Here is a 23822-nt window from a genome sequence, read left to right as displayed (position 1 = left end):
CTGGGCATGAAAAGCAAACACCTGTCAGCGCCCGGGTCATACACTGTGCGGCACACTGAAGCCGACCGATCCGGTCGGTTGTCGGCTCAAGAAACCGCCCACAAGGCGGCATTCCACCCACAGGAGACAACAAGATGAACGCCCCACTGCCCGAGCACATCCGCAAAGCCCTAGAGACCGTCAGCCTCGACGACAAATATTCGCTGGACCACGGCCGCGCCTTCATGAGCGGCGTGCAGGCGCTGGTCAAGCTGCCCATGCTGCAGCGCCAGCGCGACGCCCTGCAGGGCAAGAACACGGCGGGATTCATCAGCGGCTACCGCGGCTCGCCACTCGGCGGCTACGACCAGGCCCTGCAGAAGGCGGCGCCTTACCTGAAGGCGCAGAACATCGTGTTCCAGCCCGGCGTGAACGAGGAGCTGGCGGCCACCGCGCTCTGGGGCACGCAGCAGCTGGGTTTTGCCCCGCCCGGCAGCAACAAGTTCGACGGCGTGTTCGGCATCTGGTACGGCAAGGGCCCGGGCGTGGACCGCTGCTCTGACGTGTTCAAGCACGCCAACATGGCCGGCACCACGCCCTGGGGCGGCGTGATCGCGGTGGCCGGCGACGACCACGTGGCCAAGAGCTCGACCGCCGCGCACCAGAGCGACCACATCTTCAAGGCCTGCGGCCTGCCGGTGTTTTTCCCCACCTCGGTGCAGGACATCCTCGACCTGGGCCTGCACGCCATCGCCATGAGCCGCTTCAGCGGCGTCTGGGCCGGCATGAAGACGATCCAGGAGATCGTGGAATCGAGCGCCACCGCCACCATCGATCCGGACCGTGTGAACATCGTGGTGCCCGAGTTCGTCATGCCGCCCGGGGGGCTGCACATCCGCTGGCCCGACCACGCGCTGGACCAGGAAGCGCGCCTGTTCGACTTCAAGTGGTACGCCGCGCTGGCCTACATCCGTGCCAACAAGCTCAACCACAACGTGATCGCCGGGCCGAACGACCGCTTCGGCCTGATCGCCAGCGGCAAGGCGTACAACGACACGCGCCAGGCTTTGCTGGACCTGGGCCTGGACGACGACACGTGTCGGCGCATTGGCCTGCGCCTGCACAAAGTGGCGGTGGTCTGGCCCCTGGAGGCGCAGACCACGCGGGAGTTCGCGACGGGCCTGCGCGAGATTCTGGTGGTGGAAGAGAAGCGCCAGGTCATCGAATACCAGTTGAAGGAAGAGCTCTACAACTGGCGCCCCGACGTGCGGCCCAACGTGCTGGGCAAGTTTGAAGAGGTCGAGGGCGATTTCAGTGGCGGCGAGTGGTCGATGCCCAATCCCAGCGAGCGCACCCTGCTGCGCGCCAACGCCGACCTGTCGCCCGCGATCATCGCGCGCGCCATTGCCAAGCGCCTGAAGAAGATGGGCCAGGTGCCCGAGGACGTGATGGCGCGCATCGACGCGCAGCTGGCCATCCTGACCGCGCAGGAGCAGTCCATGCAGACCCTGCTCACGCAGGGCGTGGCGGGCGCCGAGCGCCAGCCCTGGTTCTGCTCGGGCTGCCCGCACAACACCAGCACCAAGGTGCCCGAAGGTTCGCGCGCCATGGCCGGCATCGGCTGCCATTTCATGAGCATCTGGATGGACCGCGCCACCGTGGGCTTCACCCAGATGGGCGGCGAGGGCGTGCCCTGGGTCGGCCAGCAGCCGTTCAGCCACGACCAGCACATGTTCGCCAACCTGGGCGACGGCACCTACTTCCACAGCGGCCTGCTGGCGGTGCGCCAGAGCATCGCGGCCGGCGTGAACATCACCTACAAGATCCTCTACAACGACGCGGTGGCCATGACCGGCGGCCAGCAGGTGGGCGAGCGGCCTGAGGGCCACAGCGTGGTGCAGATCGCGCAGAGCATGCGCGCCGAGGGCGCGGTGAAGATCACCATCGTCACCGACGAGCCGGAGAAATACGCCAGCGTGAGCGGCCTGCCCAGCGGCATCGCGATCCAGCACCGCGACACGCTGGACGCGGTGCAGCGCGAGTTCCGCGAGATCAAGGGCACCACGGTCATCATCTACGACCAGACCTGCGCGACCGAAAAGCGCCGCCGCCGCAAGCGCGGCACCCTGGTCGAGCCGACCGAGCGCGTGGTGATCAACGAGCTGGTGTGTGAAGGCTGCGGCGACTGCAGCGTGCAGAGCAACTGCCTGAGCGTGGAACCGCTGGAGACCGAGTTCGGCCGCAAGCGCACCATCAACCAGAGCAGCTGCAACAAGGACTTTTCCTGCGTCAAAGGCTTTTGCCCGAGTTTCGTCACGGTGGATGGCGGCCAGCTGCGCAAGAAAGACAAAGCCGGCGCCAAGACCGAGTGGACCGGCGGCGCGCTGCCCGAGCCGGCTTTGCCGGTGCTGGGCGCCGAGGCCTGGGGCGTGATCGTCGCGGGCGTCGGCGGCACCGGCGTCATCACCATCGGTCAGCTGCTGGGCATGGCGGCCCACATCGAAGGCAAGGGCATCGTCACGCAGGACGCGGCGGGCCTGGCGCAAAAGGGCGGCGCGACCTGGAGCCACGTGCTGATCGGCGCGCACCAGGACGTGATCCGCACCACCCGTGTCTCGGCGGCGTCGGCCGACCTGATCATCGGTTGCGACCCGATCGTGGCGGCACACAAGGAGAGCTGGCAGCGCCTGCGCGCGGGCCGCAGCCATGTGGCGCTCAACGCCAGCGCCACGCCCACGGCCGCCTTCGTGAAGAACCCCGACTGGCAGAACCCCGCGCAGGCTTGCGTGGACGCGCTGACCGCCAGCCTGGGCGTCGACGCGGTGGGCACCTTCGACGCCGAGGCCGCCTCGTCGAAGCTGATGGGCGATTCGATCTACACCAACCCCATGATGCTGGGCTACGCCTGGCAGCGCGGCTGGGTGCCGCTGGGCCTGACGGCGCTGATGCGGGCCATCGAGCTGAACGCCGTGCAGGTCGAGAAAAACAAGCAGGCCTTCGAGTGGGGCCGCCGCGCCGCGCACGATCCCAAGGCCCTGGCTGCGCTGGTCAATCCGCTGGGCCAGCAGGTGATCCAGTTCAAGAAGCGCGAGACGGTGGACAGCCTGGTGGCGCGCCGGGTCGAGTTCCTGACCGCGTACCAGAACGCCGCGTACGCCGGCGAGTACGAGGTGCTGGTGCGCCGTGTGCAGGACGCCGAAGCGAAGCTCGGCAAGACCACGCTGACCGAAGCCGTGGCGCGGAACCTGTTCAAGCTCATGGCCTACAAGGACGAGTACGAGGTGGCCCGGCTGCACAGCGACCCGGCCTTCCACGCGAAGCTGGCCGCGCAGTTCGAAGGCGACTTCAAGCTGCACGTGCACCTGGCGCCGCCGCTGATCGCGAAGAAAAACGCCAAGGGCGAGCTGGTCAAGCAGCGCTTCGGACCGCTGATGTTCACCGGCTTCCGCCTGCTGGCGAAGCTCAAGGGATTGCGCGGCACGGCGCTGGACGTGTTCGGCCGCACCGAGGAGCGCCGCACCGAGCGGGCCCTGATCGGCGAATACCGCGCGAGCGTCGAGGAGCTGCTGGAAGGCCTGGACGCGGGCAACCACGCGCTGGCCCTGGACATTGCCCGCCTCCCTGAGCAGATCAAGGGCTTCGGCCATGTGAAAGAGCGCCACCTGGCGGCCGCGCGCGGTCGCTGGAGCGGGTTGCTGGCGCAGTGGCGCGCGGGTCCGGCGGACGTGGCGCGCGCCGCCTGATCCGGAGCCGGCCGGGGCCTTGGCCCCGGCCACCATGAGGGAGAGGGGGCGTCATACAATGGGCGGTTGCGCCGCAAGGCCCGGCCGGGTTCGCCCGTCGGGCCTTGTTTTGACCCTTTTTGATCCTGTTGGAGACGCCCCGTGTTCATTTCTTCCGCCTACGCCCAAGCCGCCTCCGGTGGCAGCACCCAGGACACCCTGATGAGCATGCTGCCGCTGGTGCTCATGTTCGTGGTGCTCTATTTCGTGATGATCCGCCCCCAGATGAAGCGCCAGAAGGAGCACAAGGCCATGATTGAAGCCTTGGCCAAGGGCGACGAGGTCGTGACCGCCGGCGGCTTCCTGGCCAAGGTGTCCAAGGTGGGTGAGACCTATGTCGGTGTGGAACTGGCCGACGGCATGGAAGTCCAGATGCAGCGCACGGCCGTGGTTCAGGTGCTGCCCAAGGGCACTATTAAGTAACACCCCCGCGCCGCGCCTGGCGGCGCGTCACCCCCTCAAGGGGGCAGTGCCTGCAGCCCGGCAAAGCCGGTTCTGCGGCACTCTGGATTGAAGTCACCTCTGCGCCGAAGGGCCTGCTCCTCATGAACCGTTACCCGCTCTGGAAGTACCTGGTCATCGCTTTTTCGCTGGTGATCGGCGTGCTGTACGCCCTGCCCAACCTGTTCGGCGAGTCGCCGGCGGTGCAGGTGTCTGCGGCGCGTTCGTCGGTGAAGGTCGATCTGACCACGGTCACGCGGGTGGAGCAGGCGCTGGCGGCGCAGAGCATCCAGCCGTCGTTGATCCAGCTCGAAGGCAATTCGGTGCGCGCCCGTTTTGAGAACACCGACGTGCAGATCAAGGCGCGCGACACGATCGAGCGCACGCTCAACGTGGATCCGGCCAACCCGGGCTATGTGGTGGCGCTGAACCTCGTGCCGCGCACGCCGGCCTGGATGGCCAGCCTGGGTGCGTCGCCCATGTACCTCGGTCTGGACCTGCGTGGCGGCGTGCACTTCATGCTGCAGGTGGACATGCCGGCGGCACTGCAGCGCAAGGCCGACGTGCTGGCCGGCGATCTGCGCGCGGCGCTGCGTGAGAAGAACGTGCGTCACGGCGGCATCCAGCGCAACGGCCAGGCCATCGAGCTGCGCGCCCGCGACGCCGCGACGGCGCAGGCGGTGCAGGCCGTGATCCAGGACCAGTTCCCCGACCTGCAGGTGGTGCAGGCGGCCGATGGCGCCGAGTTCCGCCTGTCGGCCACGATCAAGCCGGCCGCCGCGATCACGGTGCAGGACCAGGCGCTCAAGCAGAACATCACCACGCTGCACAACCGCATCAACGAGCTGGCGGTGTCCGAGCCGGTGATCCAGCAGCAGGGCACCGACCGCATCGTGGTGCAGCTCCCCGGCGTCCAGGACACGGCCAAGGCCAAGGACATCCTGGGGCGCACCGCCACGCTGGAAGTGCGGCTGGTGGACGAGAGCTCCGAGGGCCAGGCCGCCGAGGGTGGCGCGGGTGCGGTGCCTTTTGGCTCCGAAAAGTACCTGGAGCGCGACGGCCGCGCCGTCATCGTCAAGCGCGAAGTGCTGCTCACGGGCGAGAACCTGACCGATGCCCAGGCGGGCTTTGACGACCAGCAACAACCCGCCGTGCACCTGACACTGGACAGCAAAGGCGCACGCGTGTTCCGCGACGTGACCCGAGAGAACGTCGGCAAGCGCATGGCCATCATCCTGTTCGAAAAGGGCAAGGGCGAGGTCGTGACGGCACCGGTGATTCGCGGCGAAATCGGGGGCGGCCGGGTGCAGATATCGGGCAGCATGAACACGGTGGAAGCCAGCGACACGGCGCTGCTGTTGCGCGCCGGTTCGCTGGCCGCACCGATGGAGATCATTGAAGAACGCACCATCGGCCCCAGCCTGGGCAAGGAAAACATCGCGCGCGGCTTCAACAGCGTGATCTGGGGCTTCCTGGCGGTCGCCACCTTCATGTGCGCCTACTACATGCTGTTTGGCGTGTTCTCCAGCCTCGCGCTGGGCTTCAACCTCGTGCTGCTGGTGGCGATCCTGTCCATGCTGCAGGCCACGCTGACCTTGCCCGGCATGGCGGCCATGGCGCTGGCGCTGGGCATGGCCATCGACGCCAACGTGCTGATCAACGAGCGCGTGCGTGAGGAACTGCGCAACGGTTCCTCACCACAGACCGCGATCAACGTGGGTTACGACCACGCCTGGGGCACCATCCTCGACTCCAACATCACCTCGCTGATCGCGGGTGTGGCCCTGCTGGCGTTCGGCTCCGGCCCGGTGCGCGGCTTTGCGGTGGTGCACTGCATCGGCATCCTGACCAGCATGTTCTCGGCCGTGGTGTTCTCGCGCGGCCTGGTCAACCTCTGGTACGGCCGGCAAAAGAAGCTCAAGAGCGTGTCCATCGGCACGGTGTGGCGCCCCGACGGCGACAACGCAGTGGCCAAGGCCGATTGACCCCAGGAGCTTGAAGCATGGAACTTTTCCGCATCCGCAAAGACATCCCGTTCATGAAGCACGCCATCGTGCTGAACGCGGTCTCTGCCATCACTTTTTTCCTGGCGGTGTTCTTTCTGGTCACCCGTGGCCTGCACCTGTCGGTGGAGTTCACTGGCGGCACCGTGATGGAGGTGGCCTACGAACAGCCGGCCGATCTGGAATCGGTGCGCAAGGTGATCGAGGGGCTGGGCTATGTCGACGTGCCGGTGCAGAACTTCGGCACCTCGCAAGATGTGCTGCTGCGCCTGCCCGCCAGGGCCGGCCAGAGTTCGGGTCAGCAGAGCGAAGCGGTGCTGACTGCGCTCAAGGCGCAGAACCCCGCGGTGCAGCTGCGCCGCACCGAGTTCGTCGGCCCTCAGGTGGGGCAGGAGCTGGTGGAGAACGGGCTCAAGGCGCTCGGGTTCGTGATTCTGGGCATCATGATCTACTTGGCGATCCGCTTCGAGTGGAAGTACGCGGTGTCCGCCATCATCGCCAACCTGCACGATGTGGTCATCATCCTGGGCTTCTTTGCGTTCTTCCAGTGGGAGTTCTCGCTGCCGGTGCTGGCCGCGGTGCTGGCCGTGCTGGGCTATTCGGTCAACGAGTCGGTGGTGATTTTTGATCGCATCCGTGAGACGTTCCGCCGCCAGCGCAAAAAGACCACGGTCCAGATCATCGACCACGCCATCACCTCCACCATCAGCCGCACCATCATCACGCACGGATCGACCCAGATCATGGTGCTGTCAATGCTGCTGTTCGGTGGCCCGACCCTGCACTATTTCGCCATGGCGCTGACCATCGGCATCCTGTTCGGCATCTATTCATCGGTCTTTGTGGCGGCCGCCATTGCCATGTGGCTGGGCATCAAGCGCGAAGACCTGATCAAGCCGACGGGCAAGTCCAACCCGGGCGACCCGGACGATCCGAACAGCGGGGCGATGGTCTAGGCGGGCCGCCACAGAACGCCTTGCCCGGCTTTTCGTCGGTTAAAGCGATCTGCATTCGTGTCATACTGAAACCATTGTGGTTACCCCCGATCAGCACGTTTCCTCTCTGGCCAAGCAGGCACGCGAGCTCTTTGTGGTTCACGTGGGGCGCGCCCTGCCCGAGTTGGTCAAGGCCTGTGAAACCCGGTTGGTGTCGGTGCTGGATCAAGCCGGTCCGGCGCGCGAAATGCAGGAGCGCCGAGACGCGTGGCAGGCGTTCCAGAAATGCCAGACCGCCTGGTTGAACCAGAGCCGCAAGGCCCTGCAGCGCAGCTTGCTGCCGCGCCACGGAACCCTTCCCAGCAGCGGTTTCAGCGTTCCGTCGGGGCGCCTTGAACTGCTCGCGGAAGGGGCCATTGACGACCAGATCATCGCCTCGCGCCTGGCGATGAGGGTGCTGGATCTGGTGTCCACCGAACTCAATGAACTGAGGTTGCGCGTTCAGCACCTGGAGAAGCGCCAGGAGCTGCCGCGGGGCGATGTGCTCCTGCCCGATGTGGTCGCCCGCCTTCTGGTGGACCAGTGGCTGGACGTGCAGATGACCCGCGAGGGCTGGGTGCTGGTGCAGGATGCGCTCTCGCCCGCCCTGGCCAAGAGCATGCTGGCTGCCTATCGGGCGGCGAACGAGTTTCTCGTCTCCAGCGGGGTGATGAAAGAGATCGACCTGCAGGCACTGGTCAAACGCACGCCGGGCAGCCGCTCGACCGGCCCTGCGCCGGGGGGAGCCGGGCCCAGTGCCCAACCAGCACGCTCCGATGGTGGCGGATTCGGCAGCTCAGGTGCGGCGAGCGCCGGAGGTGCGGCCAGTGCGACAGATGGTGGCGCCCCCCACAGTGGCGGTGGCAGCGACTCCGGGGGTGGTTTCGGTTCCAGTCGTCCCGGCTCAGGCGCCTCCGTCACGGGTGTTCACGACGAAACCCGCATGATGACCCATTCGTCGCCGCTGGCGCGGGCCCGGATGCGGGCTCAGGGAGTCGTCGGTCGGCTGCGGCGGCTGTTGATGGACAAGGTGGGGGGCGATTTCGAGGCCACCCAGTTGCTGCCGCCGTCGCCGATGCTTCAGCAGGTCATGCAGCGGGTGGCGCCCGAACCGATCTCCGGCAGCCCGGTTTCCGTGGGGATAGGATCATCCGGTCCCGGCATGATCTACATGGACAACTCCCATGTGGAAAAGGCCGCGACGGTCCTGCGACAGCGCACGATCGAACTCAAGCAGGCCGCCAGCACGCCGACCGAAAAGGCCACCATCGAGGTGGTGGCACTGATGTTCCAGAGCATCCTGGCCGAAGAACGCATCCCCCCCAGCGTGCGCGTCTGGTTTGCCCGCCTGCAGATTCCGGTCTTGCGCGTGGCGTTGGCCGAACCCGAGTTTTTCAGCGCGCTGCAACACCCGGCGCGGCGTCTCATCGACCGCATGGGTTCCTGCGTGATGGGCTTCGAGTCCAATGTCAGTTCGGTGGCGCTGGAAGCCGAGATCAAGCGTGTGGTGCAGGTGATCGAGCAATACCCGGAGACGGGGCGCCGCGTGTTCCAGCTGGTGCTCGATGAGTTTCAGAAGTTCTTGTCCACCTACCTGAGCGAGCAGGGCAGCACCAGCCGTTTTGTGAGCGTTGCGCAGCAGGTGGAGCAAAAGGAAACCCTGTCGGTGCAGTACACCATCGAGCTGCGCAAGCTGCTCGATGACATCGTCGTGCGCGATGAGGTGCGAGAGTTTCTGTTCAAGGTCTGGGTCGAGGTGCTGGCCGTGGCCAGCGTCAAATATGGGTTGAAGCACGAGGAAACCGCGTCGCTCAAGAAGGTGGCATCGGACCTGCTGTGGGCGGCCAGTGCCAAACCCAACCGCAACGATCGCGCTCGCGTGATCCAGCAATTGCCTGGCCTGTTGCAACGTTTGCGCCAGGGCATGAGCCTGCTGGGCTACACGCCGGGTGTTCAAGACCAGCACATCAAGGCGGTGAGCGATACCCTGGCCGATGCCTTCATGTCGCGCACCGAGGCCATCTCGCAGGAAGCCCTCGACAAGCTGTCCCAGCGCCTGACCCACCTGGAGGACTACATGCCCGACAGCGGCGTGGGCGACCTGGACCTGGACAACGAAAGCATCGAGATGATCACGGGCGTGGACGCCAGCAACATCGAGGTGATCAAGCAGGGCGGCAGTCAGCCCAACGAAGCGATGCGTGCGTGGGCGGTGGAGCTGCAGATCGGTTCCTGGTTCGGTCTGGATCACAACGGCAAGCTCAACAGCGTGCAGTTTGCCTGGCGCAGCGAGCGTGGTCAGCTGTTCCTCTTCGTGACCAATGTCGGGCGCTGCTTCCTCATTCAGGCCACCCGGGTGGCGGCCTACCTGCAGGCCGGGTTGCTGGTGCCGAGCGAGGAAGAGGCGTTGACCGTGCGGGCCACGCGCGATGCGCTGGCCAAGCTGGACGCCAATCCCGAAAGGCTGTTGGGCTGACTCTCGCTGTGCTTCGCGCGGCCCCTGAAGGGGCGATGCAGCGATAAGCCTTGCGAATCCGGCGCCACCACTTCCTCGGTGAAGGAGCGGCGCGGTGACGCGCTTGTCGCTGCTCAGCCCCGGGTGATTCGCTGCAGCAGACCGCCCGGCATCCGCCCCACTTTGCCGTCCAGCTCCAGCTCCAGCAGACGGGCTTGCAGCGTGGCTGTGTCCAGGCCTGTGCGGGCCTGCAAGGCGTCAAAGCTCACGGGGTCGTGTCCCGCGGCCTGAAGCAAATCGTCGATCGGGGCCGTCGCCCGTTCGGGTTCCGAGCGTTGTCCGGCAGGTTCAGCGATCCGCAGGTCTTCCAGAATGTCCTGCGCCGATTCCACCAGCTTGGCCCCTTGCCGGATCAGCGCGTGGCAACCGCGCGACTGCGGGGCGTGAATGGAGCCCGGGATCGCGAACACTTCGCGCCCCTGCTCCGCCGCGAAGCGCGCGGTGATCAGGGAGCCTGATCGCACGGCGGCCTCGACCACGAGCGTGCCCTGCGACAGGCCCGCGATGATGCGGTTGCGCTGGGGGAAGTTGGCGGCCAACGGCGGCGTTCCGAGGGGGTACTCGCTGATCAGCAACCCGTGCTCTGCGATGCGACTGGCGAGCGCATCGTGCCGTCTGGGGTACACGGTGTCGAGTCCAGTGCCCACCACGGCGATGGTGGTGCCCCCGCCATCCAGGGCGCCAGCATGGGCCGCTCCATCCACACCCAGAGCCAGCCCCGACACCACGCAGACACCCGCCTCGCCGAGACACCGCGCGAACTGGCGGGCGTTGGTCTCGCCTTGCGGCGTGGGGTTGCGGCTGCCCACGATGGCGAGCTTGCGCGGATGGTCGAGCACCTCAGGCCGTCCGCGCAGGTACAGCATCAGTGGTGGGTCGGCGGTGTTCAGCAGTGCGCCCGGGTAGTGGGCATCGGCCAGCGTGACCACCTGGTGGTCTGGACTTTCATCCAGCCAGGCCATCAGGCGATCGATGGCGGGTTCCAGCGTGTCGGGGATGTTCTGCATCGCGCGTGCGGTGCGCGCATTGGTGACCGTTTGCCAGGCGCTGGGGCTCTGGGCCCAGACGCCAGGCGGCAAGCCAAACGCGGTGAGAAGCCTTCGGGCCGTGTCGTTGCCCACGCCGGGCGTGAGCAGCAGCCTGAGCCAGCCGGCCAGGGCCCCCCTGTCCATGGGCCCGCGATTCAGGGGTTGGTGAAGCGGTCGCCGATCTTGACGCCGTCCTGGATGTTCAGCACCACGGCGTAAGACACCTTGTCGAAGGTCCGGAAGACCATCATCAGGCCATTGCTCTCGCCCGGAAGGCGCAACTGAGGCCGGCTGTCGTCGGTTTTGTCGGTCATGGTGTTGGCATCGCGAACAAGGGCCAGCACATGACCGTCTTCGAGGCCGTGCGCCTTGCCGCGATTGATCGCGATCACCTGGTTCTGGGCGGCATACCGGACGGCGTTGCCGTAGACCGAGACGATCAGGCCATTCTGCGCCTGGTCTGGGGCGCGGGGCACGTAGTTGGGGAACACGCGCGGAGGCTCCGGCAGCATGCGGTCACCCACGCGCATTTCTTCCTTGGCGCTCACGATGTCGATGGTGGCGGGCACCAGCTCACCGGTCGCCGCAGGCTTGACCGGCTCCTTCTCGGCCACCGGCACGCGTTCGATGTTGTGCGCGGTGTTGTCGTAGGTGGGTTTGTAGACGTCCTTGCCAGCGGGCTTCTGGGCCGAGGCCGGCGTCTCGGTGTCTCGACGGCTTTCGGGGCGCACCAGCAGCGCCTTGCCGATGTACTGGGCCTCGTAGGCGAGGATTTCGCCCGTCGCAGGGTCTTTCAGCGCCACCGCGTTCCGGAACACGCGGAAATTGCGGGGTTTGCCCGCTTCCATCGTCAGCGCTTCCTGGGCGATGGCGCCGTCGCCGTACTGGCCGCGGGCATAGGCACGGTCACCCAGGCTGAGCAGCACCCGGTTTTCCGGTGTGGCGACGATGCGGGGAGCGCGTGCGAAGGTGGCTTCGTCCACCACCAGGGGCTCGGCCAGGAAGGATTCGATGGCCTGCATGTTGACCGGCGGGATCGCCGAATCGGACAGGCTCTCGACGCGGGTGCGTGGCGACACGCGCACCGTCGGCGTGCCACCCTCGCCCGGACGGCGGGTGCTCAGGCGGGCGCGGCCACCGGATTTGTCCAGGTACAGCACCTGACCCGGGTAGATGCGGTGCGGGTTCTTGATCTCCTCCAGGTTCATGCCCCAGAGCTCAGGCCAGCGCCACGGGCTCTTGAGGAACAGCCCGGAGATGCGCCACAGCGTGTCGCCGCGCACGACGGTGTGGCTGTCGGGCGCGTTGGGCGCCAGTTCGGACAGCGGCACCCCGGTCTGGGCCACCTGGTTGGCGGTGGCACGCTGTCCGGACGTGACGGTCTGGCTCTGCGCCCAGGCGGTGCCGGTGGCCATCGCGATCAACAACGCACAGGCGCCAGCCACGGGTCGCGACAGGCTGAAGGCGGACGGGAGGGCGGACGAGCGGGTGTTCAATGGCATGTGTGGGCCCCTGGGGCTGGCGCAATCTGGCCGAAAACCGTGCCCGGTCACCCGGACAAACGGCGCTTCAAGTCTTGACAATTCGCATTTGATTTTGCGCCCAAGCCCTTGATTAGGCAATATTAATGGACGTGGCCGTCCACGCGATCCGCGAAAAGTAGCGAAAATAGCGACAAACCCCTCCCGATGGTCACGGCGGCGCCACGTTCGCCGTGACCAACGTTTTGCCCAGACCCCGACCGCTGCGTCGCCGCCTTTGCCATGAACCCGCCCGATTTGCTCCCCATCCTGCGTTACCCCGACCCACGCCTGCACACCGTGGCGAAACCGGTGGTGGCGTTTGACGACCGCCTTCGCGCGTTGATCGAGCGGATGCTGGCCACCATGTACGACGCCAGCGGCATCGGGCTGGCGGCCACGCAAGTGGACGTGCACGAGCGCCTGGTCGTGATCGACGTGAGCGAAACCCGCGACCAGCCGCTGGTGTTGGTCAACCCGGTGATCGACTGGGCCAGCGCCGAAACCCGCAAGGGTGAGGAGGGTTGCCTGTCGGTGCCGGGCATCTACGACGGTGTGGAGCGTTCCATTGCCGTGAAGGTGCGGGCCCAGGATGCCGAGGGGCAGAGCCGCGTGATCGAGGCCGAGGGCATGCTGGCCGTGTGCATCCAGCACGAGATGGACCACCTGATGGGCAAGGTGTTCGTGGAATACCTTTCGCCGCTCAAACGCAACCGGATCAAAGGCAAGTTGCTGAAATCGCAACGCGAAGCGCAGAAGGCATGACGGCCATGCGTGTGGTCTTCGCCGGCACGCCGGCGTTCGCCCGTGTGGCGCTGGAGCGCCTGCTCGCGGCGGGATTCGAGATTCCATTGGTGCTGACCCAGCCCGATCGGCCGGCTGGTCGTGGCATGAAGCTGCAGGCGTCGCCGGTCAAGCAGTGCGCGCTGGAACATGGCATCGCGGTGGCGCAGCCGCGCAGCCTTCGGCTGGACGGCAAATACCCCGAAGACGCCACCGCCGCGCACGAAGCCATTCTTGCCGCGAAGGCCAATGCCATGGTGGTCGCCGCTTACGGACTGATCCTGCCGCAGTGGGTGCTCGATGCGCCTGTGAAGGGATGCCTCAACATCCACGCGTCCCTCCTGCCGCGCTGGCGCGGCGCGGCGCCCATCCACCGCGCCATCGAGGCGGGCGATGTGCAGACCGGCGTGACCATCATGCAGATGGACGCGGGCCTGGACACCGGCGACATGCTGCTGATGGAACGGCTGGCCATTGGCACCGACGACACCACGGGCAGCCTGCACGACCGGTTGGCCACGTTGGGCGGTCGCCTGATCGTCGAAGCGCTGGAGCTGGCCGCCTGCGGCGGATTGGCCGCTGAAAAGCAGCCAGCGGACGGGGTGACCTACGCGCACAAGATCGAGAAGGCCGAAGCCGCCGTTGACTGGGCGCTGCCCGCGGCAGTGATCGAGCGGCGGGTGCGGGCCTTCAACCCGGCCCCGGGCGCCGCAACGGCGCTGGCGGGCGAGGCGATCAAGGTCTGGGCCGCGCACCCCGAGGCCGCTCGCGCTGCGGGCGTGCCCGGCCAGGTGCTGTCGGCGGGCGCCGACGGCATTCGCGTGTCGACCGGAGACGGCGTGCTGGTGCTGACCGAGTTGCAGCGCGCCGGAGGCAAGCGGTTGCCCGCGGGCGAATTCTTGCGCGGTTTTCCGCTCGTGCCCGGCCAGGTGCTGGACGCCGCCGTGAAAGCCGCCGGCTGATGTTTTTTCTGGCCGAACACCGCCGCCACGCGGAATTCTGGGAAGGTTTCCGCGACCAGGCCTCAGTGGCCGTGGGCATCGGCGCCTGGGGCCTGATGACCGGCGTGGCCATGGTCAAGTCGGGGCTGTCGGTGATCGAAGCCCTGTTGATGACGGTGATCGTGTTTGCCGGCAGCGCGCAGCTCGCGGCCGTGCCCATGATCGTGGCCGGCGCGCCGATGTGGGTGATCCTGGCGGCCTCGTTCTGCGTCAACCTGCGGTTCGTGGTGTTCTCCATCCACCTGCGACCCTATGTGATGCACCTGCCACGCTGGCAGCGCATCGTCACCGGCTTTTACACCGGCGACCTGACCTACGTGTATTTCGTGCGCCGATACCCGCACGTGGCCACCGACGCCGACGGCATCGCGCGCCAGCAGGCCTACCTCGCGGGCAACTGCGCGGTGAACTACGTGGCCTGGATGAGCGCCAGCGTGGTCGGCGTGGTGCTGGCCAACGCCGTGCCCACCGCTTGGGGCCTGGGTTTTGCCGGCATCCTGGCCTTGCTGGGCCTGCTGTGTTCGCTGGCGAGCTCGCAGCTGCGGGTCGTCTCGGCCGGTGTGGCCGGCGCGGCGGCGGTGGCGGCGTGGGCCCTGCCGCTGCGGCTCAACATCCTGGTGGCCATCGCGGCGGCGGTGGCGATCTGCCTGGTGATCGAGAAGGCGTCGCCGCCACCGCCGGGGGCGAAGCATGTTTGACCTCGATCCCTGGACCCTGCTGACCATCCTCGGCATGGGCTGCATCACCGCCATCACGCGGGGTTTCTTCTTCTTCTCCAGCAAGCCCTGGAGCCTGCCGCACTGGGCGCAGCGCGGCCTGCAGTACGCGCCCATCGCCGCACTCTCGGCCGTGGTGATCCCGGAGATCGTGATGACGCAGGGCCACCTGGTTCAGACTTGGCAGGACGCGCGCCTGTTCGCCGCCGTGGCGGGCGCGGCCTGGTTCGTCTGGCAGCGCAGTGTGCTGGGCACCATCGTGTCGGGCATGGCGGTGTACCTGCCTTTGCACATCGGCCTGGGCTGGTGAGGGGCGCCCGGTGCTCGCGCGTGGGAAAATAAGCGGATCGGTGCGGGCCGACTTAAGGTCTTCTTAAGCATCGTCCGCAAAACTCGCTTCTGCGCCTTTCCTGCGCCGTGTGGCACACAGCCCCACCCAGTGCGTCGAATCTCCCTGGTGAACCCACAATGACAAATCCCCGCCCGGCGAACGCCGCTGGCGCCGCGCAGACGGGCGATGCCCCGCTGGTGTCGGTGCTGATTCCCGCCAAGAACGAAGCCGGCAACATCGGCAAACTCGTGAACGAGGTGGTGACCGCGCTGCGTCCCGAGTGCGCCTTCGAGATCGTGCTGGTCGATGACGGCAGCGACGACGGCACCGGCGACGAGTTCGTGCAGAGCTGCACCGACCTGGGCGCGGCCGGCCAGCTGGTGCGCCACCAGGCCAGCGTGGGCCAGAGCACAGCGCTGTGCAGCGCGGCCCTGCAGGCCCGCGGCCGCTACCTCATCACCATCGACGGCGACGGCCAGAACGATCCCGCCGACATGCCCGGGCTGCTGCGCTCGGCGCGCGAGACCGAGTCGCAGTCGGCCCACTTCTGCATCGCCGGCTACCGCAAGAACCGCCAGGACACCGAGTGGAAGAAGTTCCAGTCGCGCATCGCCAACGCCGTGCGGCAGAAGCTGCTGAGCGACCAGGTGCCCGACACCGGCTGTGGCCTGAAGCTGATCCCGCGCGAGACCTGGTTGCGGCTGCCGTACTTCGACCACATGCACCGCTACCTGCCGGCGCTGGTCTTGCGGCTGGGCGGCGTGATCCGCGTCGTGCCGGTGAACCACCGTGCGCGGCACGTGGGCGTGTCCAAGTACAACGCCTGGAACCGGCTCTGGGTCGGCCTGGTCGACATGGCGGGGGTGATGTGGCTGGCGCGGCGCGGCAAGCGCCCGGTCGTCGCGCAGGTCCAGTCCATCCCCGCGCATGAAAAGCCTCACTAAGCCCCTGCTGCTCACGGCGGTCCTGACGCTGGCCTTCCTGTCCCTGCACCTGGGCTGGTGGGGACCGGTCACCGAAGAGGTCTTGCTGCAGCAGCTGTTCCAGCAACATTGGGCCATCGCCTGGCCGGTGTTCGTCGTCGGCGCCGTCGTCTACACCGCGCTGGGCGGCCCGCGCCAGGTGCTGGCCTTCAGCTGCGGCTTCCTGTTCGGCGGCTGGCAGGGCGGCCTGATCGGCACGCTGCTCACGGGCTGCGGCGCCATGCTGACCATGCTCGCGGTGCACAAGCTGGGCTTCGAGTGGGTGCGGCAGAAACACGCGCAGAAGATCGGGCTGATCAAGGCGGTGCTGGCCGAAGACACCTGGATCTGGATCTGCGTGATCCGCCTGATTCCGGTGGGCAGCAACCTCGTGACCAACATCGCGGCGGCCCTGTCCGACCTGCGGCCGGTCGCCGTGTTCTTCGGCAGCCTGCTGGGCTACCTGCCGCAGATGCTGCTGTTCGCCTACGCGGGTTCGGGCTTCGCGCTGCACGACAGTTCGCAGCTCTGGGTCAGCCTGGTGATGCTGGTGCTGTCCACCGGGCTGGGTCTGTACCTCTACCATCACGGCTTCAAACAACGCCTGCACCGGTTCCGCAAAGAGCATCCGCATGTCCCTGCCCACTGACGACGCTGCCCGCCGGCAGGCGCTGTTCTGGCTTGCCGCCACCGCCATCGTGTTGTTGCTCGGCATCGGGCTGCGCTACCCCTGGCCCGCCGACGAGCCGCGCTTTGCCCAGGTGGCGCGCGAGATGGTCGAAAGCGGCCAGTGGCTGTTTCCCACACGCGGTGGTGAGCCCTACCCCGACAAACCGCCGGTGTTCATGTGGTTCAGCGCCGCGGCGTTTGCGCTGCTGGGCCACCTGAAGCTCTCGTTCCTGCTGCCGAGCGCGCTGGCCTCGGTGGGCACGCTGATGCTGGTGCACGACCTCGGCCGCCGCCTGTGGAGCCCGCAGGCCGCGCTGTTCGCGGTGCTGGTGCTGGTGTTCACGCCGCAGTTCCTGCTGCAGGGCAAGGCCGGCCAGATCGACGCGCTCGTGACCTTCTGGATCACGCTGGGCTGCTACGGCCTGCTGCGCCACTTTTTCACCGGGCCGCACTGGGGCTGGTACTTCACGGCGTGGGCTGCGATGGCGCTGGGCATCATGACCAAGGGGGTGGGTTTCCTGCCGCTGCTGATGTTGCTGCCATTGGCCTTCTGGGCGAAGAACCCTGGCGGCGGCGCGGTGCCGGTGTGGCGCTGGAAGCTGGTGGCGGGCGTGTTGGTGATGGCGGCCACCGTGGCGCTGTGGCTGGGCCCCATGCTCTGGCAGGTGCACAGCATTGGCACCGACACCATGGTGGCCTACCGCAACGACCTGCTGTTCCGCCAGACCGGCGAGCGCTTCGTCAACGCCTGGCACCACGTCAAGCCCTGGCACTACTTCTTCACGCAGGCGATCCCGACTGTCTGGTTCCCGCTGCCGGTGCTGCTGCTGGTGTTCTTCCGGTCGCTGCTGGCGCTGTTGCGCGAGGACCCCCGGCTCAAGGTGCTGCTGGCCTGGGTCGGACTGGTGCTGCTCTTCTTCTCGATCAGCTCGGGCAAGCGCGAGGTCTACATCTTCCCAGCCCTGCCCATGCTGGCGCTGGTGATGGGCGTGCTGTGGACCAAGGTCCGTGCGCAGGGGCTGGGCGGGCGCACCAGTGCTTTTTTCCAGTGGTTCCTGTGTGCGCTCGCGGCGGCGCTCGGTGGCCTGGGTCTGATGCTGCGGTTCTCGCCCGAGCGCCTGCTGCGCAAGGCGCCCGACTACGCCGAGCTGATCGCCACACTGGCCACGCCGCTGATCACCATGGGCACGACCTTGTTGGTGCTGCTGATCGTGATCCGCCGGCGCGACCTGCTGGTGCGCATGGCCGCCACCAGCCTCACGATCTGGGTGTTCGTGTCGCTGATGATCTGGCCGCGTGTCGACCCCTACCGCACGCCGCAGGACATGATGGAGCAGGTGGAACAGAAGCTGCCGGCGAACGCTGAACTGGCGCTCATCTTTTTCAAAGAGCAGTTCTTGCTGTTCAGCCACCGCCCGCTGACCCACTTCAGCTACCTCGCGCCGCTGGCGCAGCAGGAGCGCAACGCCTGGGTCTGGATGCGCGAAGCGCCGAACCGCCAGCTGCTGGTGCCGACCGACGCGACGCTCGAGTGTTTCGATGTGGCCAAGGCCGTCTCGCTGGGCGAGGCGCACCGCCGCGAGTGGGTGCTGTTCGGTGCCGACGCCATGCGCGCGAGCTGTGCCGCGCCCACCCGGGCCCAGCGCTTCGTCTACCGCCCCGACATCCGGGGTGTCCTGCCATGAACCTGCTTGAGACCCTTCCTGCGCCGCGCATCCTGATCACCGGCGCCGCCGGCTTCATCGGCTTTCACCTGAGCCAGCGCCTGCTGGACCTCGGGCTGGCCGTGGACGGCGTGGACAACATGAGCCCGTACTACGAGCCCAGCCTCAAGGAGGCGCGGCTCAGGCTGCTGCAGGCGCGGCCCGGTTTCGTGTTCCACCGGCTCGACCTCGCCGAGCGCGAGGCCACGGCGAAGCTGTTCGACGAGGGGCACTACGACATCGTGCTGCACCTCGCGGCGCAGGCCGGCGTGCGGTACTCGGTGGAGCACCCGATGGCCTACCTCGACAGCAACCTCGCCGGCATGCTGACCGTGCTCGAAGGCTGCCGCCACCATGGGGTGAAGCACCTCGTGTACGCCTCGTCGAGCTCCATCTACGGCGCGGCGCGCCAGATGCCGCTGCGCGAAGACATGGTGACCGACGCGCCGATCTCGCTCTACGCCGCGAGCAAGAAGGCCAACGAGCTGATGGCCCACAGCTACAGCCACCTCTACGGCATCCCGGCGAGCGCGCTGCGCTTCTTCACGGTCTACGGCCCCTGGGGCCGGCCGGACATGGCGATCTTCAAGTTCGTGCGCGCGATCTTCGAAGGCCGGCCCATCGACGTCTACAACCACGGCCAGATGCGCCGCGACTTCACCTTCGTGGACGACGTGGTCGACGCCGTGCTCGCGGTGGCGGGCGTGCCGCCGGTGGCGCACGACGGGCAGGCCGCGCACCGCGTGCTCAACGTGGGCCACAACGGCCCGGTGCCGCTGATGGACTTCATCGCCTGCCTGGAACAGGCCACGGGCCGCGAAGCCATCAAACATTTCATGCCCATGCAGCAGGGCGATGTGCCCGACACCTGGGCCGACACCTCGGCGCTGGAGCGGGGCTTCGGCGTGCGCGCCGACACCGACCTGCAGGTCGGTGTGCAGCGGTTTGTGGACTGGTACCGGACTTATTACGGAGTCCCCCCCGCGCCGCCTGCGGCGTCACCCCCCTGAGGGGGGGCAACACGAGCGGCCCGGCGGAGCCGGTTCCGCCGTGTTCTGGGTTGGGGCACGCGCTCCGGGCGCGTTCTTTCTCTGCTGGCGCTGCTCTTGGCATCACCCTCTGGGTGAGCCAGCGCTGGTCCACCGGCCTTCAGGCTGGCAGCGGAATCCACTCGTCCTTGTCGTCCGGCGGCAGCGCGAAGCGGCCGGCGGCCCAGTCGGCCTTGGCCTGCTCGATGCGCTCTTTGCGCGATGACACGAAGTTCCAGAAGATGTGGCGCTCGCCCAGGGGCTCGCCGCCGAAGAGCATCAGCGTGGCCGGCGTGCGGGCGGTGATCACCGCATCCACGTCGTCGCCGAACACCAGCAACTGGCCGGGCTGGTAGACCTCGCCCGCGTGTTGAATCTCGCCCTTGGCCACGTACACCGCCTGTTCGCGGTGGCCGCCGGGCAGGGCCTTGCGTGCGCCGGCCTGCCACTCGGTGTGCAGGTAGAACAGCGGTGAGTGCGTGTGCACCGGGCTGCTCTCGCCGTAGGCGCTGCCGGCCACCAGGCGCATCCACACACCTTCCGATTCGATCACCGGCAAGGCGCTCGCCGGGTAGTGGGTGAACGCGGGATCACATTCTTCGTCCGCCTCGGGCAGCGCCACCCAGAGCTGCATCAGCTCCAGTCCGCCGTCGGCATATGAATCGGGGTGGGTGAAGCGCTCACTGTGGGTGATGCCGCGCCCGGCGGTCATCCAGTTCACCTCGCCGGGGCGGATGAGCTGCAGCGTGCCCAGGCTGTCGCGGTGCATGATCTGGCCGCTGAGCAGGTAGCTCACGGTGGACAGCCCGATGTGCGGGTGCGGGCGCACGTCGGCGGCGCGGTCGTACTGCGGAGGCAGCGGCACCGGACCGGCGTGGTCGAGAAAGACGAAAGGGCCGACATTGCGGCGCTTCGCGAAGGGCAGCACGCGCCGCACCATCAGGCCGTGGCCGAGGTCGGCCGCGCGGGCGTTGATCACCATGTCCAGCATCGTTTTCTCCTTGTATTGATGAGTGGTCAAAGCCTGCCCATGGCGCCGCTCTGAAAGTCGGCAAAGGCCTGGTGGATCTCGGCTTCGCTGTTCATCACGAACGGCCCATACCCCACCACCGGTTCGTCGATGGGTTCACCTGCCAGCCAGAGCAGGGTGGTGTCGGTCACGGCGGTGAGCGTCACCCCCTCGCCCGCGCGCTCGTAAACGATCATCTCGGCATCGGTCGCTTCGGCGCCGTCCTGCGTCTTCACCCGGCCCTTGAGCACCAGCGGCACCGTGGTGTGGCCCTCAGGCGCGGGCAGGGTCACGGTGTGGCCGGCCTTGATCTGCACGTCCCACACCTGCATGGGGGTGAAGGTGTGCGCCGGGCCTTGCGCGCCGAGCAACGAGCCCGCGATCAGGCGTGCGGTGCCAGCCCCTTCGGGCAAGTCCACCGTGGGCGTTTGCGCCGCGGTGATGCCCTGGTAACCGGGCGGCGCCATTTTGTCACGCGCCGGCAGGTTCACCCACAGCTGCACCATCTGGAACGGCCCGCCGCTGCGGGCGAAGGCCTCGCTGTGGAACTCCTCGTGCACGATGCCCGACGCGGCCGTCATCCACTGCACATCGCCGGGGCCGATGGTGCCGCCCGCGCCGGTCGAGTCGCGGTGCGAGACCTCGCCGTTGTAGACGATGGTCACGGTCTCGAAACCGCGGTGCGGGTGCGCGCCCACGCCGCGGCGCTTCGTGGTCGCGTCGAAGGTGGTGGGGCCGCCGAAATCGAGCAGCAGGAACGGCGAGAACGCCGTCGGGTTGTCGTTGTACGAAAAGATGCTGCGCACCGGGAAGCCGTCACCGACCCAATGGCCGTGCGGGTTGCGCTGGATGTGGGACACGGATTTCATCGTGGGGTCTCCTTTTGAAAGGCATTGTCCGCCGGGGGCGCGGTCGTGTCACGGGCGGGGACAATGGCGCTTGGCATCGACGCCGTGCCTGTTCAGAATGGCTGACGCATCGCACCACACAAAGACAGACGAGACACCGTGACAACGACCACCCTGGACGCCCTCCTGGCCAGCTCGACCTGGACCCGCCAACTGACCGATGCCCAGCTGGACCGCGTCCGGTTCGACATGGCCGTTCGGCCGTTTGCGGCCGGCACGACCGTGTGCGCCCGTGCCACGCCGTCGGCGCATTGGCTGGGGGTGATGGACGGCATGCTCAAGCTGGAAAACATCACCGAAGCGGGCAAGAGCAGCACGTTCGCGAGCGTGCCGGCGGGCGCCTGGTTTGGCGAAGGCGCGGTGCTCAAAGGGGAGCCCCGTCCCTACGAGGTGGTGGCACTGCGCGACTCGGCGGTGGCTTTCCTGCCCCGGAGCAGTTTCATGTGGCTGCTGGAAGACAGCCATCCGTTTGCCCTGTGGATGGTCGGGCATCTCAATGCGCGGCTCGGCCACTTCGTTGCCATGGTGCAGAACCAGCGGCTGGGCGACATCACGGCGCAGGTGGCCTACGGCCTCGCGGGCCTGTTCCATTCGGACCTGTACCCCAGCACGGAGCGCCGCATCACCCTCTCGCAGGAGGAGATCGGGCGCCTGTGCGGCCTCTCGCGCCAGGTGGTCAACCGGACCCTGCAAGAGCTTCAGGAGCGGGGCGCCCTCCGCCTGAGTTACGGCTCCATCGAGGTGACCGATCTCGACGTGCTGAAGGCCATTGCGCGAGGCGGGTGACCGCGGGATGGAGCGTCAGGCCGCTGCGGGCAGCTGGGCCGGTCGGGTGATGGCGTCCTGGCTGCCGGCCAGCTCCCGCAGCCGGAACTTCTGGATCTTGCCGGTGGCCGTTTTCGGCAGGGCGAGGAACACCACCCGGCGCGGGCATTTGAAATGGGCCATCTGGTCGCGGCAGAACGCGATGAGTTCGGCCTCGGTGACGGGCAGGGCCGCCGGTTTGAGCTCGACGAAGGCGCAAGGCACCTCGCCCCAGCGTTCGTCGGGCTGCGCCACCACCGCCGCGTACAGCACGGCGGGATGCCGGTGCAGGAGGTCTTCGACCTCGACCGACGAGATGTTTTCGCCGCCGGAAATGATCACGTCCTTGGACCGGTCGGTGATCTGGACATAACCGTCCGGGTGCACCACGGCCACGTCGCCGGTGTGAAACCAGCCCCCGGCGAACGCCTTCTCCGTGGCCTGCGGGTTCTTGAGGTAACCCATCATCACCGTGTTGCCGCGGATCATCATTTCCCCCGCGGTCTTGCCGTCCCGGGGCACCGGCGTCAGGGTTTCAGGGTCGAGCACCGCCAGGTGCTCCAGCGCCGCCGCCCGCACGCCCTGCCGCGCTTGCAGCCGGGCGCGGTCGGCATCGGCCAGGCCGGCCCATTCGGGTTGGCGGGCGCAGCTCACCGGTGTGCCCGAGACCTCGGTGATGCCGTACACGTGATCGATGTCGAAACCCATGCCCGCCACGCTTTGCAGGATGGCCGCCGGTGGAGGCGACCCCGCCGTCAGGACCCGGACCTTGCGCGGCAGCGGCTCGCGGCGGTGCTCCCCGGCGCTGGCCAGCATGGCGAGCACGGTGGGCGCGGCGCAGAAGTGGTCCACCCCTTGCTCGGTGATGGCCTGGAAGATGGCCTCGCCCGTGACCTTGCGCAGGCACACGTGGGTGCCCGCTGCCGCCGTGATGGCCCACGTGAAACACCAGCCGTTGGCGTGGAACATGGGCAAGGTCCACAGGTAGACCGGTGCCCTGGGCATGGCCCAGTCGGTCAGTTGCAGCTGGCTCATGAGGTAGGTGCCGCGGTGGCTGGGCACCACGCCCTTGGGGTCGCCGGTGGTGCCCGAGGTGTAGTTCAGTGCGATCGGGGCCCATTCGTCTTCCGGCCACACGCCGGCAAAGCCGGGGTCGCCGCTCGCCAGCAACTGCTCGTAGTCGGTGTCGCCCAGGGCGGCCCCCTCGGGTGCCAGGCTGTCGTGGATGGTGATCAGGCGCGGCGGTGACGCAAGCCCGGCCACCGCCCGGGCGACAACGTCGGTGAACTCCCGGTCCACCAGCAACACCCGCGATTCACCGTGGCGCAGGATGAAGGCGATGCCCTCCGCGTCGAGCCGGCAGTTGATGGCGTTGAGCACGGCACCCGACAGGGGCACACCGAAATGGGCCTCCAGCATGGCCGGTGTGTTGGGGGCGATGATCGAGACCGTGTCGCCCCGCTGCACACCCAGCGCCACCAGCCCCGAGGCCAGGCGGTAGGCGCGTTCGCGTGTCTGCGCCCAGGTCTGGCGCAGAGTGCCATGCACCAGGGCCACGCGCTCGGGATGCACCAGCGCGCTGCGGTCCAGAAAACCCAGCGGCGTGAGCGGCAGGTGGTTGGCGGGGTTGCGGTCCAGTCCGGCGGCGTAGGGGTGGCGGTTCATG

The 23822-nt window shown here is 67.5% G+C and carries 19 protein-coding genes; 14 read left to right on the top strand and 5 right to left on the bottom strand.

What is annotated here, in order from left to right; all coding sequences use genetic code 11:
* The first annotated feature begins 134 nt into the window (after window positions 1-134).
* The 5 genes from IV088_RS07950 to IV088_RS07930 all read left to right on the top strand — a co-directional run bounded on the left by IV088_RS07950 (window position 135) and on the right by IV088_RS07930 (window position 9655).
* On the top strand, window positions 135-3722 hold the full coding sequence (locus IV088_RS07950) for an indolepyruvate ferredoxin oxidoreductase family protein (protein ID WP_291100173.1): 3588 nt from the start codon (window positions 135-137) through the stop codon (window positions 3720-3722).
* 141 nt (window positions 3723-3863) lie between these two features.
* A complete protein-coding gene (yajC, locus tag IV088_RS07945) occupies window positions 3864-4184 on the top strand; it encodes a preprotein translocase subunit YajC (RefSeq protein WP_291100170.1) in 321 nt (106 codons plus the stop codon).
* A 122-nt stretch (window positions 4185-4306) separates the two neighbouring features.
* Window positions 4307-6187 (top strand): protein translocase subunit SecD, encoded by a 1881-nt coding sequence (gene secD, locus IV088_RS07940; RefSeq protein ID WP_291100168.1) that lies wholly within the window; start codon window positions 4307-4309, stop codon window positions 6185-6187.
* Between the two features lie 17 nt (window positions 6188-6204).
* A complete protein-coding gene (gene secF, locus IV088_RS07935) occupies window positions 6205-7161 on the top strand; it encodes a protein translocase subunit SecF (protein WP_291100165.1) in 957 nt (318 codons plus the stop codon).
* A gap of 76 nt (window positions 7162-7237) precedes the next feature.
* Window positions 7238-9655 carry a DUF1631 family protein gene (locus tag IV088_RS07930; RefSeq protein ID WP_291100162.1) on the top strand — a complete coding sequence of 806 codons (2418 nt, stop codon included), beginning with the start codon at window positions 7238-7240 and terminating at the stop codon, window positions 9653-9655.
* A 113-nt stretch (window positions 9656-9768) separates the two neighbouring features.
* On the opposite strand, the gene dprA is transcribed toward IV088_RS07930, so the two are convergent.
* Window positions 9769-10866 (bottom strand): DNA-processing protein DprA, encoded by a 1098-nt coding sequence (dprA, locus tag IV088_RS07925; protein ID WP_291100159.1) that lies wholly within the window; start codon window positions 10864-10866, stop codon window positions 9769-9771.
* Window positions 10867-10877: 11 nt separating this feature from the next.
* Window positions 10878-12224 (bottom strand): LysM peptidoglycan-binding domain-containing protein, encoded by a 1347-nt coding sequence (locus tag IV088_RS07920; RefSeq protein WP_291100156.1) that lies wholly within the window; start codon window positions 12222-12224, stop codon window positions 10878-10880.
* Window positions 12225-12485: 261 nt separating this feature from the next.
* Here IV088_RS07920 and def point away from each other — a divergent pair, with 261 nt between their 5' ends.
* The 8 genes from def to IV088_RS07880 all read left to right on the top strand — a co-directional run bounded on the left by def (window position 12486) and on the right by IV088_RS07880 (window position 19417).
* Complete coding sequence (gene def / locus IV088_RS07915) at window positions 12486-13007, top strand: peptide deformylase (protein WP_291100153.1); 522 nt, start codon at window positions 12486-12488, stop codon at window positions 13005-13007.
* 5 nt (window positions 13008-13012) lie between these two features.
* Entirely contained in the window at window positions 13013-13987 is a 975-nt protein-coding gene (gene fmt / locus IV088_RS07910) for a methionyl-tRNA formyltransferase (RefSeq protein ID WP_291100260.1), read from the top strand.
* Window positions 13987-14724 carry an AzlC family ABC transporter permease gene (locus IV088_RS07905; RefSeq protein WP_236962794.1) on the top strand — a complete coding sequence of 246 codons (738 nt, stop codon included), beginning with the start codon at window positions 13987-13989 and terminating at the stop codon, window positions 14722-14724. Before fmt ends, IV088_RS07905 begins: the two co-directional genes overlap by 1 nt.
* On the top strand, window positions 14717-15052 hold the full coding sequence (locus IV088_RS07900) for an AzlD domain-containing protein (RefSeq protein ID WP_291100145.1): 336 nt from the start codon (window positions 14717-14719) through the stop codon (window positions 15050-15052). Before IV088_RS07905 ends, IV088_RS07900 begins: the two co-directional genes overlap by 8 nt.
* Before the next feature lie 158 nt (window positions 15053-15210).
* The gene (locus IV088_RS07895) at window positions 15211-16017 is read left to right on the top strand and encodes a glycosyltransferase family 2 protein (RefSeq protein WP_291100142.1); all 807 of its coding nucleotides are present in this window, start codon (window positions 15211-15213) and stop codon (window positions 16015-16017) included.
* Window positions 16001-16684, top strand: coding sequence for a TVP38/TMEM64 family protein (locus IV088_RS07890; protein WP_291100138.1), 684 nt, complete (start codon window positions 16001-16003; stop codon window positions 16682-16684). Before IV088_RS07895 ends, IV088_RS07890 begins: the two co-directional genes overlap by 17 nt.
* Window positions 16668-18389, top strand: coding sequence for a glycosyltransferase family 39 protein (locus IV088_RS07885; protein ID WP_291100135.1), 1722 nt, complete (start codon window positions 16668-16670; stop codon window positions 18387-18389). The genes IV088_RS07890 and IV088_RS07885 overlap by 17 nt, the downstream gene beginning before the upstream one ends.
* Complete coding sequence (locus tag IV088_RS07880) at window positions 18386-19417, top strand: NAD-dependent epimerase/dehydratase family protein (RefSeq protein WP_291100132.1); 1032 nt, start codon at window positions 18386-18388, stop codon at window positions 19415-19417. Before IV088_RS07885 ends, IV088_RS07880 begins: the two co-directional genes overlap by 4 nt.
* 139 nt (window positions 19418-19556) lie before the next feature.
* Here IV088_RS07880 and IV088_RS07875 read toward each other — a convergent pair whose 3' ends face one another.
* Complete coding sequence (locus IV088_RS07875) at window positions 19557-20426, bottom strand: pirin family protein (protein ID WP_291100129.1); 870 nt, start codon at window positions 20424-20426, stop codon at window positions 19557-19559.
* A 26-nt stretch (window positions 20427-20452) separates the two neighbouring features.
* Window positions 20453-21313 (bottom strand): pirin family protein, encoded by an 861-nt coding sequence (locus tag IV088_RS07870; RefSeq protein WP_291100126.1) that lies wholly within the window; start codon window positions 21311-21313, stop codon window positions 20453-20455.
* Between the two features lie 138 nt (window positions 21314-21451).
* On the opposite strand from IV088_RS07870, the gene IV088_RS07865 reads away from it, so the two are divergent.
* Window positions 21452-22138 (top strand): Crp/Fnr family transcriptional regulator, encoded by a 687-nt coding sequence (locus IV088_RS07865; RefSeq protein WP_291100123.1) that lies wholly within the window; start codon window positions 21452-21454, stop codon window positions 22136-22138.
* Between the two features lie 15 nt (window positions 22139-22153).
* On the opposite strand, the gene IV088_RS07860 is transcribed toward IV088_RS07865, so the two are convergent.
* Window positions 22154-23821 carry an AMP-binding protein gene (locus IV088_RS07860; protein WP_291100120.1) on the bottom strand — a complete coding sequence of 556 codons (1668 nt, stop codon included), beginning with the start codon at window positions 23819-23821 and terminating at the stop codon, window positions 22154-22156.
* Between the last annotated feature and the right edge of the window lies 1 nt (window position 23822).

It is taken from the genome of Hydrogenophaga sp. (genome assembly GCF_018780075.1).
GTDB lineage: Bacteria > Pseudomonadota > Gammaproteobacteria > Burkholderiales > Burkholderiaceae_C > Hydrogenophaga.
The sequence above is the reverse complement of the archived record's forward strand: the minus strand, read 5'-3'. Positions and strand labels throughout refer to the sequence as shown.